General features: G+C 25.1%; 14 protein-coding genes. 10 read left to right on the forward strand and 4 right to left on the reverse strand.

Going from position 1 to position 18,479, the window contains the following annotated elements; genetic code table 11:
* Positions 1-15: 15 nt before the first annotated feature.
* Complete coding sequence (locus AFAEC_RS05735) at positions 16-759, forward strand: AEC family transporter (protein ID WP_225442406.1); 744 nt, start codon at positions 16-18, stop codon at positions 757-759.
* Here the strand turns inward: AFAEC_RS05735 and AFAEC_RS05740 are convergent.
* Positions 756-1,469 carry a sulfite exporter TauE/SafE family protein gene (locus AFAEC_RS05740; RefSeq protein ID WP_026805608.1) on the reverse strand — a complete coding sequence of 238 codons (714 nt, stop codon included), beginning with the start codon at positions 1,467-1,469 and terminating at the stop codon, positions 756-758. The two genes, AFAEC_RS05735 and AFAEC_RS05740, sit on opposite strands and share 4 nt — an antisense overlap.
* 95 nt (positions 1,470-1,564) lie before the next feature.
* On the opposite strand from AFAEC_RS05740, the gene AFAEC_RS05745 reads away from it, so the two are divergent.
* The 3 genes from AFAEC_RS05745 (at position 1,565) to AFAEC_RS05755 (ending at position 3,664) form a co-directional block, all read left to right on the forward strand.
* Positions 1,565-1,810: a hypothetical protein gene (locus tag AFAEC_RS05745; protein ID WP_026805609.1), complete on the forward strand. Its 246-nt coding sequence runs from the start codon at positions 1,565-1,567 to the stop codon at positions 1,808-1,810.
* A complete protein-coding gene (locus tag AFAEC_RS05750; protein WP_026805610.1) occupies positions 1,810-2,598 on the forward strand; it encodes an exodeoxyribonuclease III in 789 nt (262 codons plus the stop codon). The genes AFAEC_RS05745 and AFAEC_RS05750 overlap by 1 nt, the downstream gene beginning before the upstream one ends.
* Positions 2,599-2,677: 79 nt before the next feature.
* Positions 2,678-3,664 (forward strand): DUF438 domain-containing protein, encoded by a 987-nt coding sequence (locus tag AFAEC_RS05755; protein ID WP_034216345.1) that lies wholly within the window; start codon positions 2,678-2,680, stop codon positions 3,662-3,664.
* A 16-nt stretch (positions 3,665-3,680) separates the two neighbouring features.
* On the opposite strand, the gene cmoB is transcribed toward AFAEC_RS05755, so the two are convergent.
* On the reverse strand, positions 3,681-4,595 hold the full coding sequence (gene cmoB / locus AFAEC_RS05760; RefSeq protein WP_026805612.1) for a tRNA 5-methoxyuridine(34)/uridine 5-oxyacetic acid(34) synthase CmoB: 915 nt from the start codon (positions 4,593-4,595) through the stop codon (positions 3,681-3,683).
* Between the two features lie 123 nt (positions 4,596-4,718).
* Here cmoB and ccsA point away from each other — a divergent pair, with 123 nt between their 5' ends.
* The 6 genes from ccsA to AFAEC_RS05790 all read left to right on the forward strand — a co-directional run bounded on the left by ccsA (position 4,719) and on the right by AFAEC_RS05790 (position 15,547).
* A complete protein-coding gene (gene ccsA, locus AFAEC_RS05765; protein WP_026805613.1) occupies positions 4,719-7,463 on the forward strand; it encodes a cytochrome c biogenesis protein CcsA in 2,745 nt (914 codons plus the stop codon).
* Positions 7,464-7,527: 64 nt separating this feature from the next.
* Entirely contained in the window at positions 7,528-8,817 is a 1,290-nt protein-coding gene (locus AFAEC_RS05770; protein ID WP_026805614.1) for a zinc-binding metallopeptidase family protein, read from the forward strand.
* Between the two features lie 69 nt (positions 8,818-8,886).
* The gene (locus AFAEC_RS05775; protein WP_051487519.1) at positions 8,887-10,467 is read left to right on the forward strand and encodes an EAL domain-containing protein; all 1,581 of its coding nucleotides are present in this window, start codon (positions 8,887-8,889) and stop codon (positions 10,465-10,467) included.
* A gap of 69 nt (positions 10,468-10,536) precedes the next feature.
* Positions 10,537-13,524, forward strand: coding sequence for a DUF748 domain-containing protein (locus AFAEC_RS05780; protein ID WP_026805615.1), 2,988 nt, complete (start codon positions 10,537-10,539; stop codon positions 13,522-13,524).
* An 83-nt stretch (positions 13,525-13,607) separates the two neighbouring features.
* On the forward strand, positions 13,608-14,144 hold the full coding sequence (locus tag AFAEC_RS05785) for a hypothetical protein (RefSeq protein ID WP_026805616.1): 537 nt from the start codon (positions 13,608-13,610) through the stop codon (positions 14,142-14,144).
* Positions 14,145-14,221: 77 nt separating this feature from the next.
* The gene (locus AFAEC_RS05790) at positions 14,222-15,547 is read left to right on the forward strand and encodes a CNNM domain-containing protein (RefSeq protein WP_026805617.1); all 1,326 of its coding nucleotides are present in this window, start codon (positions 14,222-14,224) and stop codon (positions 15,545-15,547) included.
* 31 nt (positions 15,548-15,578) lie between these two features.
* Here AFAEC_RS05790 and AFAEC_RS05795 read toward each other — a convergent pair whose 3' ends face one another.
* Positions 15,579-17,786 carry an endonuclease MutS2 gene (locus tag AFAEC_RS05795; RefSeq protein WP_026805618.1) on the reverse strand — a complete coding sequence of 736 codons (2,208 nt, stop codon included), beginning with the start codon at positions 17,784-17,786 and terminating at the stop codon, positions 15,579-15,581.
* 76 nt (positions 17,787-17,862) lie between these two features.
* A complete protein-coding gene (locus AFAEC_RS05800) occupies positions 17,863-18,393 on the reverse strand; it encodes an NAD(P)H-dependent oxidoreductase (protein ID WP_026805619.1) in 531 nt (176 codons plus the stop codon).
* Positions 18,394-18,479: the final 86 nt, after the last annotated feature.

The raw sequence follows: 18,479 nt of genomic DNA on the forward strand, positions 1-18,479 counted from the left end.
TTAAAAGATGCAAATTTGAAACTTCTTGATATAAATCTTATTTTGTCATTAATTTTACCTATTTGTTTTGTATCATTTTTTTTAATAATTTTAAATAGGTTTATTCCTACACAAAATAACTCTTTTACATCTATTTTGCAAGGTGCTACTAGATTTAATACTTATATATTTCTGGCTTTATGTAGCTCATTATATGGTAGCTTTGGTCTTGAAATTGCTTCAATAATACTTAGTTTTACAATAATTTTCCTAAATATATTAAATATTACTTTTTATTTAATTTATCAAGATTTATCAAAGATAGATTTTAATTACTTTTTTAAATCTATTTTTAAAAATCCTTTAATAATAGCTTCTCTTTTAGGAATTTTTATAAATATATTTGAAATTTCTATTCCAATTTTTTTGAATAAGAGTATACAAATATTATCAAATGCAGCACTTCCTTTTGGTATTTTGTCTATAGGATTTAGTTTAGTCTTAAATGATTTTAAAAGTAATTTTAAAGAGATATTTAATGCAAGCTTTTCAAAGTTTATTATTTTTCCTATTTTAACTCTATTTTTTTGTCAGATTTTAAATATAGATGAAAAAATTGTTCCTATTTTAATTCTATTTTCAATAATGCCAACAGCAACAAGTGCCTTTATTTTAGCAAGACAACTTGGTGGTGATTTTAAATTAATGGGAGCAATAATTACTATTCAAACTTTAGTATCAATGCCAATTTTTATAATATTTTTACAAATATATTTTTAAAAAATAATTTTTAATATTAAATTAATTGCTAAAATTGTAAGCATAATTTTTAAAATAATTGCAAATTTCTTACCATCAACTAAATTTCTAGCTTTTGTTCCTACGAAACTACCTAAAACGGCACCAAAAATCATAGCACTAATAATCCAAATATAATCAAAAAATAGAAATCCAAAGTAGATAAATACAACAACTTTTAGTAAATGAGTTATACTCATTAAAGCAGCTCCAGTTGATACAACTTTATCTTTATCTTTATAGTCTTTAAATAAAAGTGTCATAGTAAGTGGTCCTGTGGCACCAACAACCATAGATAAACCTGTTTGGAAAAATCCTGCTAAATAGTAGTTCTCATACCTTTTTATTTTTTCATTAAATTTTTCACTCCAAAGTGAAAGTAAAATATAAATTCCTATAAAAAGTGGTACATATTCCAAAGATATAAAAGTTAAAATCCCTGCAAAAATTGCTATTCCTAAAACAGAGCCAATTAAAAATTTAGGTATTACTTCATATTGAATATCTTTATATCCAAAAAAAGCCCGACTAAGATTACTTGAAACTTGTGTAAGTCCATGAACTGGAATAAGTGCATTTACTGGTAAAAATGATGGTAAAATAGCTATTAACATCATTCCTCCTCCAATCCCAACAACCGCAGCGATAACTGAAGTAAAAAATGTAATAAACCCTAAAATTAACTCTGTCATAAATATTTTTCCTCAAAAAGATTGTGTAAAATACCAAATAAAGGCTTTATTATTAAAGTTTAAATATAATTTAACTTTAAAAAAAAGGAAGAATTATGAAAAAACTACTAATTGTAACACTTATTTTTACAAATTTTTTGTTCGCAAATTATAATTATACAGGTGAAAATAGTGGAAAAATAGATATGCATGGTGGAAAAGGTGAAAATTTAATAAATAAAGGTAATTCATTATCAAATAAAGGTTTAAATGATATTGGAATAATAAAACCAACTCCTCCAAAAGCTCCAGAAAACTTAATAAAAGATGAACAAAAAAATAAAAAGGAAGATAAAAAATAATGACAAAAAGATATAAATTTATTTCTTGGAATGTAAATGGAATAAGAGCAGTTGATAAAAAAGATGCTCTAAAATGGATAGATGATGTAAATATTGATTTACTTGGAGTTCAAGAGACAAAATCACAAAAAAATCAAATCCCTAAATCAATATTTAATAAAGAGTTTGCTTTTTCAACAGCTAGTGAATCGAAAATAAAAGGGAGAAGTGGAACAGCACTTTTTACAGATATTAATATAACTTTTGAGTGTACTTGCCCTAGTGTAGATATTTTAGATGAGGGAAGAATAAATGAAGTTCATTTTAGCTTAGGAACTAAAGATATAGCTTTTTTTAATGTATATTTTCCAAATGGGCAAAGCTCTCAAGAGAGACTAGATTATAAAATGGAGTTTTATGATAGATTTTTAGAGCATTGTGAAAATTTAAAAAAAGAGAATAAATCAATAATTGTTTGTGGTGATGTAAATACAGCTCATACTGAAATTGATATAGCAAGACCTAAAGCAAATGAAAATACTAGTGGTTTTTTAAAAATGGAAAGAGATTGGATAACAAAATTCTTGAATCATGGGTTTATAGATACTTTTAGGTTAATAAATGGTGATATAAAAGATAAATATAGCTGGTGGAGTTATAGAGCAAATGCAAGAGAGAATAATGTTGGCTGGAGAATAGATTATTTTTATATAAGTGAAGATTTAAAAGATTTTGTAAAAGATGCTTACATTTTAGATAATATTTTTGGAAGTGATCACTGCCCTATTGCTTTAGAAATTGAGATTTAGCCTTTAATATCTTGATATATATCATTTTGTATTTTTTTAATATAGGATAAACTTTGTCCTATATTTTAAAAGGATTTTTATGATTACTAATCTATCAAATAACTTAGAACAATTTCCCAAAGGTCACCCAGTAAGGGTATATTTAGAAGAGAATATCTTAATAAAACAACTTTTCCAAGAGGCTTTTAGTATAAATCCTAAAGAAGATTTTCAAAAATTTTATAATATTTTTAATCAAATTTGTGAAGTAGAAAAGCATTTTGCTAGAAAAGAGAATCAACTTTTTCCTTATCTTGAAAAATATGGTTGGACTGGACCATCTCAAGGAATGTGGTCTTTTCATGATGATATTAGAGCTTTAATAAAAGATACAAGAGTAGTAGTTGAAAATAGAGATTTTGAGAATATTTTAGAAAAAACTATAAATGTTTACAATAGTTTAACTCATTTAATAAGTGTAGAAGAGAATAGACTTTTTCCAAATGCCTTACAACTTTTAAAACCTGAAGATTGGGAAGAGATGTATGAAGGAGATAGTGAAATTGGATGGATGTTTATAACTCCACCAGTAAGATATCCAGCATTAAAAGAGGAAGAGCAAGAGTATATTCATCCTAGTATGGATAAAAAAAAGAGAAAATTACCATTCTCTTTAGAAGATAGAACACACTATGATGAAGGTTATTTAACACCTGAACAAGTTAATTTTATTTTTAAATTTTTACCAGTTGATATAACTTATGTAGATGAAAATGATAGAGTTATTTTTTATAACCGTGGTGATGAGAGAGTTTTTCCTAGAAGTGCAGGAATTATTGGAAGAGAGGTAAAATTTTGTCATCCTCCAAAAAGTGTTGATCAGGTTTTGAAAATTCTTGAAGAGTTTAAAGCAGGACGACAAGATGTAGCTGATTTTTGGATAAATTTTAAAGGAAAATTTGTACACATAAGATATTTTGCTATTAGAGATGAAAAAAGAAACTATAAAGGTGTAATTGAAATGTCTCAAGATGTAACTGAAATAAGAGCTTTAGAAGGAGAAAAAAGACTTTTAGATTGGAAATAATAGTAGATTTCTACTATTATTGAACTTTTTTAGCTTTTATATATACTCTTTTGGGAGCTGGATATCCTTCAACTGTTTTTGAATTATCATTTGGGTCTAAAAACTCTTCTAAACTCTCATCAAAAGACCATTTTGTAGCTCTTTGCTCATCTTTTGTTGTTACAACAGTTGCCAATACTTCAATATCTTCAAATCCCGCACGAATTAGCCAATTTTTGAGAGCAGGAATTGTAGGAATAAAATAGATATTTGGGATTTTTGAATATCTTTGATTTGGAGTAAGACAAATTTCATCATCTCCATCTATCATAAAAGTATCAATTATAATCTCTCCTTTACTATTTAAACCTCTATTTAAAGATTTTAAAGTTCCTACTGGATCAGCTCTATGATATAAAACTCCTAACATAAAAATAAAATCAAATTTATGGTTATAAAGCTCTAAATGTTCTACTCCTAACATCTCATAAATAATATCAGATTTTACAAAATGATTTATAAACTCAAATTGATGAAGAGTAAGAGGAGATGGGTCAAAACCAATTAATCTTCTTGGTTTATCCTCTAGCATTCTAAACATATAGTAGCCATTATTACAGCCAATATCAGCTACAACTTTATCTTTTAGATTAAAATATGGTCTTAAAAGGTTGTATTTGAGGTTACTTTGCCATTCACTATCAATTTCTAAATCAAAAATCTTAAATGGTCCTTTTCTCCAAGGTATTAGTTTTTTAGCAGTTTCTACAATGATTTCATACTCTGCTTCATTTAAATCTTCTTTTTTCCCAACACTAAACCAATCTCCATAATCTATTTTTAAATTTGATTTTTCTATTTTACAAGCCTCTTTTAGTTGTAAAAACCAAGGTTCAACATTTTTCCAAGTTCTGCACTCTTCTTTTTTCTTTTGTAATATTTCTAAATTCATAAGCGAATTATATGAGTTTAAATCTTAAACAAGCTTATGATAATATATCACTCTATTAACAATAGGTTAATTTCTAAATAATAGAATCTGACGAAAAAACTTAATTAAATAAAAAGGACTATTTTGAGAATTAATAATTTTTTGTTTTCTTTTAAAACTACACTATTCTTATTGGCTTTATTAGCTATAGGAGCAGGTGTTGCTACATTTATAGAAAATGATTTTGGAACATCAAGCGCTAGAGTTTTGGTTTATAATAATATTTGGTATGAAGTTGTAATGGTTTTAACAACAATCAACCTTATAGGTATAATCTATAAATTTAAAATGTGGAAAAATCTACCAAGATTTCTATTTCACTTCTCATTTGTTGTGATTTTAATAGGTGCGATAATTACTAGATATATTGGTTATGAGGGAATTATGCAAATTCCTCAAGGTGTAACTACAAATAAGATGCTATCACTAGAGCCATATTTGCAAGTTACAGTAAAAGATGGTGATGAAGTTATAGCCTATGAAGAGTATCAAAAAGAGTTTACATCTTTATTTCCAATTTATAATCACTTTTCATATACTCTTAATTTCGATAATCAAACTTTAAATTTATACTATAAAGATTTTATGTTTGCAAAAAAAGATAGTGCAAGTATGGGGCTTTTAACTCTTGAAGTTCAATACAATGATCAAAAAGAGGATATAAGACTTCCTGGATTAAGAGGACAAATTGGAGTTCCAAAAGAGCTTAAATTTGATAAATATACTATTGTTTTAGAATATGGTTCAAAATATATGGAACTTCCTTTTTCTATTAGATTAAATGAGTTTCAATTAGAAAGATACCCTGGAAGTATGAGTCCTTCATCATATGCTTCTGAAATTACAGTTATAAAAGATGATAAAACTTATGATTATAGGATTTTTATGAATAGAACTTTAAGTGAAGGAAATTATTTATTTTTCCAAAGCTCATATTTCCCTGATGAGAGTGGAACTGTATTATCAGTAAATAATGACCCTGGTAAATGGCCAACATATCTTGGATACTTTTTACTAACTCTTGGATTATTATTAAACTTTTTTGATAAAAAATCAAGATTTAGAAAGCTTATAAAATTTGTAAGTAACAAAAATTTAGCAATTTTTATTTTAGCACTCTGTATTAGCTTTGGTCCATCTTTAAAAGCTAATGAACAAAAAGTAGAACAAACTGATAAAGTTGAGCAAACTGTTGAATACTTAAATAAATTAAAAGATGAGTCAAAAATTACAGCTGATAAATTTGGGCATTTAATAGTTCAAAGTAATGGTGGAAGAATGAAACCTCTTGCAACATTAAATAGAGAAATTATTCAAAAATTAAGTGGTAGAGCAACATTTTTGGGAATGGATGCAAATCAATTAGTTTTAGGAATGTTATCAAATCCTGATGTTTGGAAAGATGTAAAAATTATAAAAATTCAGACACCAAAATTAAAAAAATTCTTAAATATTCCTTTAGAAGAGAATTATATATCTTTTTCTGAAGCATTTAATAAAAATGGTGAGTATCTTTTAGCAGCTGAAACTGAAAAAGCTCTTCAAACAAAACCAATTGAAAGAGGAACTTACGAAAAAGATATTATAAAAACTGATGAGAAACTAAATATTATCTACTCTGTATTTAATGGTTCTTTATTAAATATCTTTCCAAAAGTTTATGACCAAAAAAGTGCGGATGATAACTTTAAATGGTACTCTCCACTTGATGCTATGCAAAATTTTACAGGACAAAATCAAGCAGCAATTCAAAGTGTTATAAAAGGACTTATGTCAGCTTTAGCAGAACATAACTGGGAAGCAGCAAATAATTTTATAGATATGACAGCTTTATATCAAGATAAAGTAGGAACAGATATAAAACCATCTAAGAATAAAGTAAATGCTGAAATAATTTTCAATAAATTAGATATTTTCTTTAATCTTACACTAGCCTATGTTCTTTTAGGTTTTATTATGATTGTTTTAGCTTTTGTAGTAATATTTAAACCTAGCTTCAAACCAGAGAAAACAACAAAAATAATATTTTCTATTTTAGCCCTACTTTTTATAATTCAAACTTTTGGTATGGGATATAGATGGTATTTATCTGGACATGCACCATGGAGTGATATTTATGAAACACTAATTTATATCTCTTGGTCTGCTGTTTTTGCAGGAGTTATCTTCTTTAGAAACTCTTTATTAGCTTTAGGAGCTGCAACAATTATTGCTGGAATTTTTATGTTTACAGCACACTTAACAGATGTGGATCCTCAAATTACAAATCTAGTTCCAGTTTTAAAATCATATTGGCTAACTATTCATGTTTCGATACTTACAGCTTCTTATGGATTCTTTGGACTTAGTGCGATATTAGGTTTCTTAACTTTAGTTATGTTTATTTTTAGAAAAAATAGAGCTCACTTAGATGATATTATAAAACATGTTAGTGCAATTAATGAGATATCTTTAATAATTGGATTAGCATTTATTACAATTGGAAACTTTCTTGGAGGAGTTTGGGCAAATGAGTCTTGGGGAAGATACTGGGGATGGGATCCAAAAGAGACTTGGGCTTATGTATCAATAGTTGTTTATGCAATAGTTCTTCACTTAAGATTTATAAAAGCTTTAAATACTCCTTATGTATTAGCAACAGCTTCATTATTAGGGTTTAGTTCTATTATGATGACATATCTAGGAGTAAATTTCTACTTATCAGGAATGCACTCTTATGCAACAGGAGATCCTGTTCCTATTCCTACTTGGGCTTATGTAACAGTTGCAACCGCCCTACTTGCTATAATTTTAGCTTATAGAAATAGAGATTTAAAAGATACACTTTAGGAAAAAGGGCTTGATTTTCAAGCCCTTTTTTAATTTAGAATAAAAAATTTAAAAAGGACAAAAATTGCCAACAATTTTAGAGATATTTAAAGAGATTACAAAACTTCAAAGATGTTCAGGAAATCATGAAGCATTTATAAAATATATGCAAGATTTAAGTCAAAGGCTTGGATATATATGTTTAATTGATGATGTTTTTAATATTTTATGCAAAAAAGAGAATTCTAAAGCAAAAATAGTTTTCCAATCTCACTATGATATTGTTTGTTTAAGTGAAAATTGTGTACCACAAATTATTGAAGATAATGAGAGTTTAAAAGCAGTTGATTCAACTTTGGGTGCAGATAATGGAATTGGCTGTTCATATATGATAGCTTTAATGTATGAAAACTTTGATGGAGAGTTTTTATTTACAAGTGATGAAGAGATAGGACTTATTGGTGCAAATGGCTTAAACCTTCCTATAAATGCTTCATTTATGCTCAATCTTGATAGTGAAGAAGAAGGTGAAATTTGCATAGGTTGTGCTGGTGGAGTTGATATAAAAGCCTCTTTTAAAGATAAAAAAATCATTTCAAATAATGAGAATTTAGAACTTTACGAAATATCTATTTCAAATTTAGCTGGAGGACATAGTGGAGTTGATATAGATAAAAATATTCCAAATGCTATAAAACTTTTAATTCAAGTAATAAAAGAGTGTAATGGAAAGATTTTAGATATAAATGGTGGAGAGAGAATAAACTCTATTCCTGCAAATGTAAAAGCTATAATTGCTACTAACTTAGTACCAAAAGAAATAATTTCAAATATGAAAATAGAAAAGATTGATACAAAAAGTGAACATTTAACAGTTTATGATAATAAGCTTATTGATTTTTTATATGATTTTGAAAATGGAGTAAGAGAGCTAAATAAAGAGTTAAATGTAGTTCAAGACTCGATAAATTTAGCCTTAATAAATACAAAAATAGACAAAATTATAGTTGAATTTAGTGCTAGATCTATGTGTAATGAGAATTTAAAGAATTTAAAAGATAAAACAAAAAAAGATTTAGAAAATAGTAATTTTGAAGTAACTACTTATGGAAAATATCCAGCTTGGAGTCCTGATATAAATAGTTTTACTAATACTATTTTAGATATTTATAAAAATACAAATAAAAATGCTTCATTAAGAGCAATTCATGCTGGGCTTGAATGTGCAATTTTTAAAGAGAAATTTCCAAATCTAAAAATAGCCTCTATTGGGCCAACTATAAAATTTCCTCATTCAAAAAAAGAGATAGTTTATAAAGACTCAATAAACAGAGTTTTTGAAATAGTTAAAAAAATAGCTTATAGTATAAATTAATTCTTTTTAACAAATAGTTTTTAATCAATTTTTAGATATAACTTATATTAAAGTAGTAAAAGGTTCTTAGTGGATAACAATTTTCTAAATAATTTATCAAATGAGATTATAAGTAGTATAAACTGTCCTATCTTTTTAATAGAAGATAGGAAAATAATATTTGCAAACAGATATTTCCTAGATACAGTTTTATGTAGAGATATTTCAGATTTACAAAAAAAGTATCAAAATATTGAAGATATTTTTATTTGTTTAGATGGAAATCCTTTAAAATTTGATAATCTTTGCTCTAAAGAGCCTAATGATATAAAAATTCATATAAATAATAGATACTTTAAAATCCAAATTTTAGAGTTAAATAATAATATATTTTCAATTATTTTACATGATATTAGTCATGAATTAGAGCATAAAAAAGAGTTAAACAAACTTCTTTTTACCGATAATTTAACAAAACTTTCAAATAGAACAAAATTAATAGACTCTTTACAAAATGAAAAATTTATTCCAAAATCAATAGTTTTATTAAATATAAACTCTTTTAAAGAGATAAATGATTTTTATGGACATAAAGCTGGTGATCAAATTTTAATCTCTGTTTCAAATTTAATAAATGATTACCTAAAGGATTTGAAAGGTATTAAATTTTATAAATTTCCAACTGATAATTACTGTATTTTAAATTTAGAATACAAAAAAGAGGATCTAATAAACTTAGTTGAGAAAATTATAAAAAATATTAATAATACAGTTTTCTATTTTGAAAATCATGAGATTGATGTAAATATAAGAGCTGGAATATCTTTTTCAGATAAAAATAATAAATTAATAACTGCTGATATAGCCCTTCAAACGGCAAAAAAAAGTAATAAAAATTATGAAATTTTCTATGAGGAGTTAGATAAATTCCAAGAGTATGAAAATAATATGCTTTGGACAAGAAAACTTAAAAATGCTTTTATAAAAGATAGTATTGAAGTCTTTTATCAACCTCTAATTGACAATATTACAAAAGAAGTTCATAAATATGAGTGTTTAGTAAGAATGATTGAAGATGATGGAAAAGTAATTTCACCTTTTTTCTTTCTTGAGATATCAAAAAAGTCAAATCAATATACAAAATTAACAAGAGTTGTAATAGAAAAGGCATTTAAAAAGTTTTCAAATCTACCTTATGAATTTTCAGTAAATATCTCTTATGATGATATAGAAAAAGATGATTTCCTCGATTTTATTAAAGAGATGCTTTTAAAATATAATGTACAAAATAAAGTTATTTTTGAAATTCTTGAAGATGAAAATATTAAAAACTATACCTATTTAATATCATTTATAGATGAGATAAAAAGTTTAGGGTGTAAAGTTGCAATAGATGATTTCGGAACTGGATACTCAAATTTTGAACATATTTTAAAAATGAATGCAGATTACTTAAAAATTGATGCTTCTTTAATTAAAAATATTGAAAAAGATGAGAACTCATATAAAATTACAAAAACTATAATAGAGTTTGCAAAAAGTTTAAACTTAAAGACAATAGCCGAATATGTAGAGAATGAAGAGATTTTCAATATTGTAAAAGAGTTAGGAGCTGACTACTCTCAAGGGTACTACTTTAGTCCTCCAATTGCTGAACCAAACTTTAAATAATTTTAAATATTTTTTAGGCTTTTATTTTTTTAATGATATAATTAATATTATTAAAAAAAGGGGTTTATTATGGGGATTATTAAAAAACTTTTTTATACTTTTATATCACTTATTTCTATTTATATTTTAGCTGGATTTTTACTGGTTCCATATATTTTAAAAAAAGAGCTTGTAAAAAATCTTGATGAAAATTTAAATGCAAAATCAACTATTGAGAAAATAGAGTTTAATCCACTAACTTTTGATTTAAAAGTCCATAATTTCAAACTTATTTCATTAGAAAATGAAGAACTTATAAAATTGAAAGAGTTACAAATTACTCTTGGAATATTAAAATCTCTTGAACAGAACCATTTTAGAGTAGAATATATTCTACTTGATGAACTTTTTGTAAATTTAATTCAAACAGAAAATGGAAATATAAACTTAGCACAACTTTTAAAACAAAATGTTAGTGTAGAAGAGAAACCAAAAAATGAAGAAAAACCATCAAATGAACTAGCATTTTTAATTGCAAAATTAGATTTAAAAAATACAAATTTAAATTTTACAAGTTATCTACAAAAAGAGCCTTTTAATCTAAATTTAAAAGATATAAACTATACAATTTATGATTTAGGAACTTATAAAAACTTCTTATCTTCGAACAATTTAAACTTTCAAATAAATAAAAATACAGATGTAACTATAAAAGGAGCATTTAATATAAACCCATTTAAAGCCTATGGGAAAGTAGAAATTAAAGATTTAAGAGTAAAAGATTTTTTAGAGTTTGATAAAAGTTTTTTTAATTTTAGTATAAATGAAGATGCAAATATAAATCTTGCTTTAAATTATAATATTGATAACTCAAATGAGTTTTTATTAAATTTAAATAGTGAAGTTTTAGAAGTAAACAATCTTGATTTAATTCAAAATAAAAATAAAATTGTAAATTTAAAAAAGCTTGATATAAAAAGATTTAATTTTGATTTAAAAGAGCAAAATATTGATTTAAATGATATAAATATAGATGGTTTAAATATAAATATGATTATGGATAAATCTGGAGTTAATTTTGCAAATTTAGTAAATACAAATAATACTCAAGAAGAGATTAAAAGTGATATTAAAGATGAAAAACCTTGGAAAATTAATTTTAAAAATATAAATGTAAATGCAAATTATAATTTTAATAATATCTCTTTAAATAGTAAAACTGATATAAAATCAATAATTTTAAATACAGATGATTTAAAAATAGTAGATTCAAGTATATATTTAAATAATGCAAATCTTAAAACTTCTAATATCACTTATCTAGATAAACAAAATAATTTAGATATAAAATCAACAAATACAAATCTAAAACTGGATAATTTAAGTGTAATAAATAGTGAAGTAAAAATAGGAAATATTGAGTTAGCTAAAGATAATTTAGCTTTTAAAGAGGGAAATTTAAATCTTGATATAAACTCAAAAAAAGTTGAAAGTTCTTTAAAAAATCTTGAAATTAAAGAAAATATCTCTTATGAATTAAATAATTTAAAGCTAAAAGATATGAATTTTAATGATAAGATAAATAAGTTAAAAATAGATACAAAAAATATTGAGTTAAATACAACTGGATTTTTATTTGATAGTAAAAATAATACTATTTTTAAGACAATAAATCTAAAAAATCCAAACCTTCATTTTGAAGATTTAAATAATAAATTATCAATAAACACAAAAGATATAAATCTAGCTTCAAAAAATCTATTAATTTCAAAAGATACAAATATCTCTTTAGAAAGTTTGAAATTAACAAAACCAACAATAAATCTATTAGATAATCAAAATAACTTAAAAATTGATGCTAAAAATTTTTCTTTGGATTTAAATAATTTTAAATTTAATAAAGGAAATATAATTTTAGGTTCGATAAAACTATTAGAGCCTGAATTACAAATTTTAAATACACAATCAAATTTAAAAATTGATGCTAAAAATATTGATTTAGCTTTAAAAAAATTAATAAGTAAAGAGAACTTTTTTAGAATTGAAAAAACAGATCTATTAAATCCTCATATATCAATAGTTCTTCCAAAAAATGACTCTATTCATACAAATAAAATAGAAGAGAATCAAGTTGTTAAAAAAGAGGAAAATAAATTTAGATTAAATCTAGGACCAGTTGATATAAAAAATCTTACACTTGATTTTGAAGATAAAAATCTTCCAATTCCATTTAAAACAACAATTTCAAAATTAAATGGTCAAGTTTCAGAGATAAAAAATAAAGAAGAAAGTACATCTCAACTTGAAATTAAAGGTGTTGTTGATGAGTATGGGGTTGCAAAAATAACAGGTGTTGTAAATCCAAATAGTTTAAAAATATTAACAGATATTAATATGAAATTCCAAAATATTGCTATGAAAAGTTTTACACCTTATACAGCAAAATTTGTTGGACGTGCAATAAAAGATGGAAAACTTGAACTTGATTTAAATTACAATATTAGTGATTCAAATTTAAAAGCAAAAAATAGTATTATCATCAAAAAATTAGAATTGGGAGAAAAAGTAGAAAGTGCAGATGCTATATCGTTACCTTTAGATTTAGCTATTACTTTATTAGAAGATAGTTCAAATATTATTGATATCAATCTTCCTGTTTCAGGAAATGTTGATGACCCTCAATTTTCTGTTGGTTCTATAATTTGGAAAGCCTTTGTAAATTTAATAACAAAAGCTATAACTTCACCTTTTTCACTTATTGGAAGTCTATTTAATTTTAGTGAAGATGAGATAAAAAGTGTAAACTTTGATTTAAAAGAGAGTGAAATAACTCCTATTCAAAAAGAGACTTTAGATAAAATTGCCTTAATTTTAGGGAAAAAAGAGGAGATTGCTATAAAATTTGGTCCTTCTTTTAATGAAAAAGAGGAGAAAGAAAAAGTTGCACAGCAAAGAGCTGAAAATATAAAAGAGTATTTATTAAAAGAGAAAAGTATAAATCCAAAACAGATTATTTTAGAAAAAGATATTAAAAAATCATCTCCAAATATTAATTTAAATATTGAAGTAATAAAATAAATATAAATTAAACTTATATTTATACATAACTTATATTAATAATATTTTAGATAATATAGCTAAAATATTATTAGGATTTTCTAATGAAAACAAAAATATATCTACTTTTTATAGCTCTATTTATAGGCTTTATTGTTTATGGAGCAATAAAGCAAAAAACTTATGACCCAAAAGCAAAAAGAGTTGCTTGTCAAAATAGTGTTACAACTTTTGAAAAGATTTTTACAAAAGATTTAGATTTTACAAAAGAGTTTATTTTAAGTTCAAATTATAAAATAGAGTCAAAAATAGAGTATTCTAAAAATATGAAAAGTAATTTAGAAGGAGTTTTTAGCTCAAAAGATAGTGATAAAATTTTAATAGAAGTTTTAAATAGCTTTAAAAATAGTGATAAAAAATATGATAATAAACTTATGATTTCTTATTATATTTATGAAAATGATAAAGAAGATAAAGGTAAAAAGAATAAAGATGCTTTACTTTATGCAGGTTACTTAGTTTTTGAGTTTAAATTTGAGGGTGAAATTTTATATAAAATTCAAATAGATTATATGAAAACAGATCTTAGTGATATAAAAACTAGAATAAATTGTGTTATAGAGTCATTTTTATCAATATAAAATTATTAAAAGCAAAAATTAAGTCAATATTTCTTATATTATCACTCTAAAATAAATTTAAATTTAAAGGAAAATATTTGGATCCCGATATACAATCCATTTTGATGTTGATTGTTGCACTATTATTAGTGTTTTTGAATGGTTTTTTCGTTCTTTCTGAGTTTGCAATTGTAAAAGTTAGAAAAACTAAATTAGAAGAGTTTGTAAAACAAGGTAAAAAAAGTGCTGTTTTAGCTCTAAAAATGTCTAATTCTCTTGATACTTACTTAAGTGCTACTCAATTAGGAATTACTTTTTCTTCTCTTGCTTTAGGTTGGATTGGTGAGCCTGCTTTAGCAAAACTTATAGAATCAAATGTATCTTTTCTTGCAAATAATCCAGTTTTATTACACTCTATTAGCTTTATATTTGCTTTTTCAATAGTTACATTTTTACATGTAGTTTTTGGTGAAATTGTTCCTAAATCTATTGCTATTGCAAAAGCAGAATCTATGGTTTTATATATTGCAAGACCTTTATATCTTTTTTGGGTAGTTTTTTATCCATTAATTCGTTTCTTTGATATTGTTGCTGCTTCTGTTCTTAGAGTATTAGGTGTAAAACCAGCAACAGAACATGAGTTAGCTCACTCTGAAGAAGAACTTAGAATTATTGTAAATGAGAGCTTTAAAGGTGGTCATATTGATTCAATTGAGAGTGAAATTATCAAAAATGCAGTTGATTTTTCGGAAACTGTTGCAAAAGAGATTATGACTCCAAGAAAAGATATGGTTTGTATAAATTCTGAAAAAAGTCTTGAAGAAAATATACAAAGATTAACTTCTACAAGACATACAAGATACCCATATTGTCATGGTGGGAAAGATAATATCACAGGAATGATTCATACTAGAGATTTATTAAATAATGCTTTAGAGGGAAAAGATATAGATATATCAAAATTTGTTAGACCAATTATTATGGTTCCAGAAAATACTTCTATTTCGAATATTTTAACAAGAATGAATAAAAGTAGAATACATCTAGCTCTTGTTGTTGATGAGTATGGTGGAACTTCTGGTTTAATTACTCTTGATGATATTATTGAAGAAATTATTGGGGAAACAACAGATGAACATGACCCAAAGAATGAGTCTATTTTAAAAATTGATGATAATAGTTATGAACTAGATGGTATGGTAAATATTGAAAAAGTTGAAGAGATTTTAGATATAAACTTTGATGAAAATGAGACTTCTATAACAATTGGTGGAAGGATTTTAAATCTTATAGGACAGTTACCAGTAGCTGGAGAGACAATAGAAGATAAAGATTGTATCTATAAAATTTTAGAGATTAATAACAATCGTATTAAAAAAATTTTATGTAGTAAAAAAGTAGTTGAAAATCAGGAAAATAGCTAATAGTATGATTAAATTATTTAATCATACTATTTTAAAGTTTTACAACCTTTGCCCCAAACCCACCACTACTTGGATGAGCATCTTCAAAACTTTTTACTTTTGGATGCTTTTTCAAAAACTCTTTAGTTGCAAGAGCTAGTTTTCCAGCTCCAATCCCATGATAAACTAAGACCTCTTCAAATCCAGCTAATAAAGCATCACTTAAAAATTTATCAAGATTTTCCATAGCCTCTTCTACTCTTTGCCCATGTAAATCTAGTTTTATATCACCACTTTGAGGTTTTGAGATATTTACACTTACCTTTTTCTTTGGTTTTGGAGGAGGATTTCCACTTCTTTTTAAATCAGTTAAAAGCACTTGCATTTTTATTCCATCATCATTTTGTATAAAAGCTTTAGAACCTTTAATTGATAAAATATTTCCTTTTGTATTTCTATATTTTACTCTATCTCCTACTTTTAGCTCCAAAGCAAGAGTATCATCTTCGACTTTTTCAACTTCAATTTGACTAACTAATTTATGTGAAATATTTAAATGTCTATGGGAATCTTCTATAAGTTTTGTTTTTATAGCTTTTTTTGCCTCATCTCTTGCATCTTTATACTCTTTATGAAGTTTTGATTTCTCTTTTAAAATATGAGTATCAAGCTCTTCTTTTTGCTCTTTTAGATTATTTGACAATCTTTGATAAGTATCTATTTCACTATTTAGTTTTATAATTTTTTGTTTATACTCTCTTTCAAGTTCACTACTTCTTTCGATTAACTCATTTAATCTATCTTTATCTTCTCCATAAACCTCTTTTGCTCTTTGAACTACTCCTTTTGGAATTTTGTATCTTAAAGCAGTCTCAAAAGCATAAGATTTTCCAATAGTTCCTTGTAAAAACTCATAAGTTGGTCTTTGATTCTCTTCATCATAAAGTGCTGCTATTAGTTCTACATCAGGATTTGCAGCCATTAAAGCTGCCAATCTTTTATGGTGAGTTGTAATAATTATTTTTATATCATTTTTTATTAAATCTTCAATAATTACTTTAAATAGACTTGCAGCTTCATCTGAATCAGTTCCAAGTTCTATCTCATCAACTCCAACTATTGCATTTTTTAGTTCAAAAAATTTAGAAAACTCTAGCATTCTTCCTGCAAAAGTTGAAATATCATTTTTAACACTTTGAGGGTCATCTAAAACAGCATTTATTGATTTAAAATTACTTACAACTGTAGATTTATGTGCCTTATAAGGAAGTAAATATTTTGATAAAAAAATAGCACTCAAAATAGATTTTAACATCATAGTTTTTCCACCAGCATTTACACCTGTTAGCATAATAACCTTTTTCGAAAAATCAACTGTTATTGGTTTTGCATTTGCTAGGGCTGGATGAGAAAAATCTACAAGCCTATTTATATTATCTTTTGAAGGTAAAATAAAGTTTTTATCACCAATTTGAGCAAAAAATATTCTAGCTTGGTAATGGTCAAATTTATCAAACTCTTTATTTATAAACTTTAAAAATAGAAGATTTTTTTCAAAAATATGAGAAATGTCTTTACAAATCTTATATAAAATCTCCTCTTGTTTATTTTCTAAATCACTTCTTTTTTGTTTTAACTCACTAATACTATGTGGAACTACATAGAAAAATCCTGCATTTGAACGGTCTATAACACTTGCATTTAAGGCATGATTAAAACCACCTCGAACCAATAAACACTCTTCTTGGTTTATAAAATGAACTTGCATATCAACTAAATAAGGTTTTAATTTAGAAGAGTTTACAAGTTTATAGAGGTTTTGTTTTATCTCTTCTTTATTCCTATTTATAGCCTCTTTTATATTGTCATAATCTTCATTTATTCCACTTTTCAACTTTGAATATTCATCAAAATAGTCACAAACTTTTATAATATCATTTGGAATTACTATTTTTTCCATCCATTCAAGCAATTTTCCTTCAAAATTAAATCTCTTTAGATATAAAAAATAGTTTATTATTTTTATAAATTCATAAATTTCATATACTCTTAGAACACCCTGTTTTTGTATATGCATAAGTTGTGAATCTAGAGTTATTACATTTTTTGGAGGATTAAAATTGTAGTTTGATAACTCACTAATAATTTTATAGTGAATATTTATATCACCCTCAAGAATAATAGATTTCTCTCTTGCAAAAAGCTTAGAAAAGCTTGTAATATAGTCATTTAAGTCTAGTTTTTTTATTAAATTTTCCATGGGGTGGATTATATCTTAAAGGGCTTTAATTTTATAAAAATTGTATAAAAAAAAGGTTATTTCTAACCTTTTTTAACTATTTTGATAATTCTTTAATATAAGTTAAATAATCTTTTGCTGATTCTTGAAGTTTTTCATCACTTATTACGAAAGATTCATAAACAATAAATGGTTTTTTATAGTTCATTTTCACATAATTTGCTGTTGCTTCAAATGAGTTTAAAATCTCTTCAACTGTAAATTTATTACTTCCTGTTTTACTATATTGTGCTGTTCCACTTCCAACACTTGTTGTTACTACAAAAGTTTTATTTTCTAATTTATAATTTTCACCAAATGCAAAATTATATGTAAAAACCACATCAAAATACTCTTTTAAAAGTGATGGTGAACTTAACCAATACATTGGAAATTGAAAAATAATAATATCATTTTCTAATAAAAGCTTTTGTTCAGCTTCAACATCTATTTTAAAATCTGGATATTTACTATAAAGATTATTTACTGTTATTTCAGATTCATTTTGTACGAAATCAATTAAAGTTTTATTTACTCTTGATTCTGCTTCTAATTTTGGATGAACTACGTTGATTAAAACTTTTTTCATTTTTTGACCTTTTTATTTAAATTTGTCAAATTCTACACAATATTGACATTTTTGTCAAGTATAGACTTTTTTGTCATAATTGTATT

Origin of the sequence: Aliarcobacter faecis, from assembly GCF_013201705.1 — a bacterium.
In the GTDB taxonomy this organism is placed as follows: Bacteria; Campylobacterota; Campylobacteria; order Campylobacterales; family Arcobacteraceae; genus Aliarcobacter; species Aliarcobacter faecis.

Bases quoted from the DNA above. Each gene is read 5' to 3' on its own strand.
- AFAEC_RS05780 (WP_026805615.1), top strand. From the start codon at position 10,537: ATGGGGATTATTAAAAAACTTTTTTATACTTTTATATCACTTATTTCT.
- AFAEC_RS05745 (WP_026805609.1), top strand. From the start codon at position 1,565: ATGAAAAAACTACTAATTGTAACACTTATTTTTACAAATTTTTTGTTC.
- AFAEC_RS05785 (WP_026805616.1), top strand. From the start codon at position 13,608: ATGAAAACAAAAATATATCTACTTTTTATAGCTCTATTTATAGGCTTT.
- AFAEC_RS05750 (WP_026805610.1), top strand. From the start codon at position 1,810: ATGACAAAAAGATATAAATTTATTTCTTGGAATGTAAATGGAATAAGA.
- AFAEC_RS05800 (WP_026805619.1), bottom strand. From the start codon at position 18,393: ATGAAAAAAGTTTTAATCAACGTAGTTCATCCAAAATTAGAAGCAGAA.
- AFAEC_RS05755 (WP_034216345.1), top strand. From the start codon at position 2,678: ATGATTACTAATCTATCAAATAACTTAGAACAATTTCCCAAAGGTCAC.
- cmoB (WP_026805612.1), bottom strand. From the start codon at position 4,595: ATGAATTTAGAAATATTACAAAAGAAAAAAGAAGAGTGCAGAACTTGG.
- AFAEC_RS05740 (WP_026805608.1), bottom strand. From the start codon at position 1,469: ATGACAGAGTTAATTTTAGGGTTTATTACATTTTTTACTTCAGTTATC.
- AFAEC_RS05795 (WP_026805618.1), bottom strand. From the start codon at position 17,786: ATGGAAAATTTAATAAAAAAACTAGACTTAAATGACTATATTACAAGC.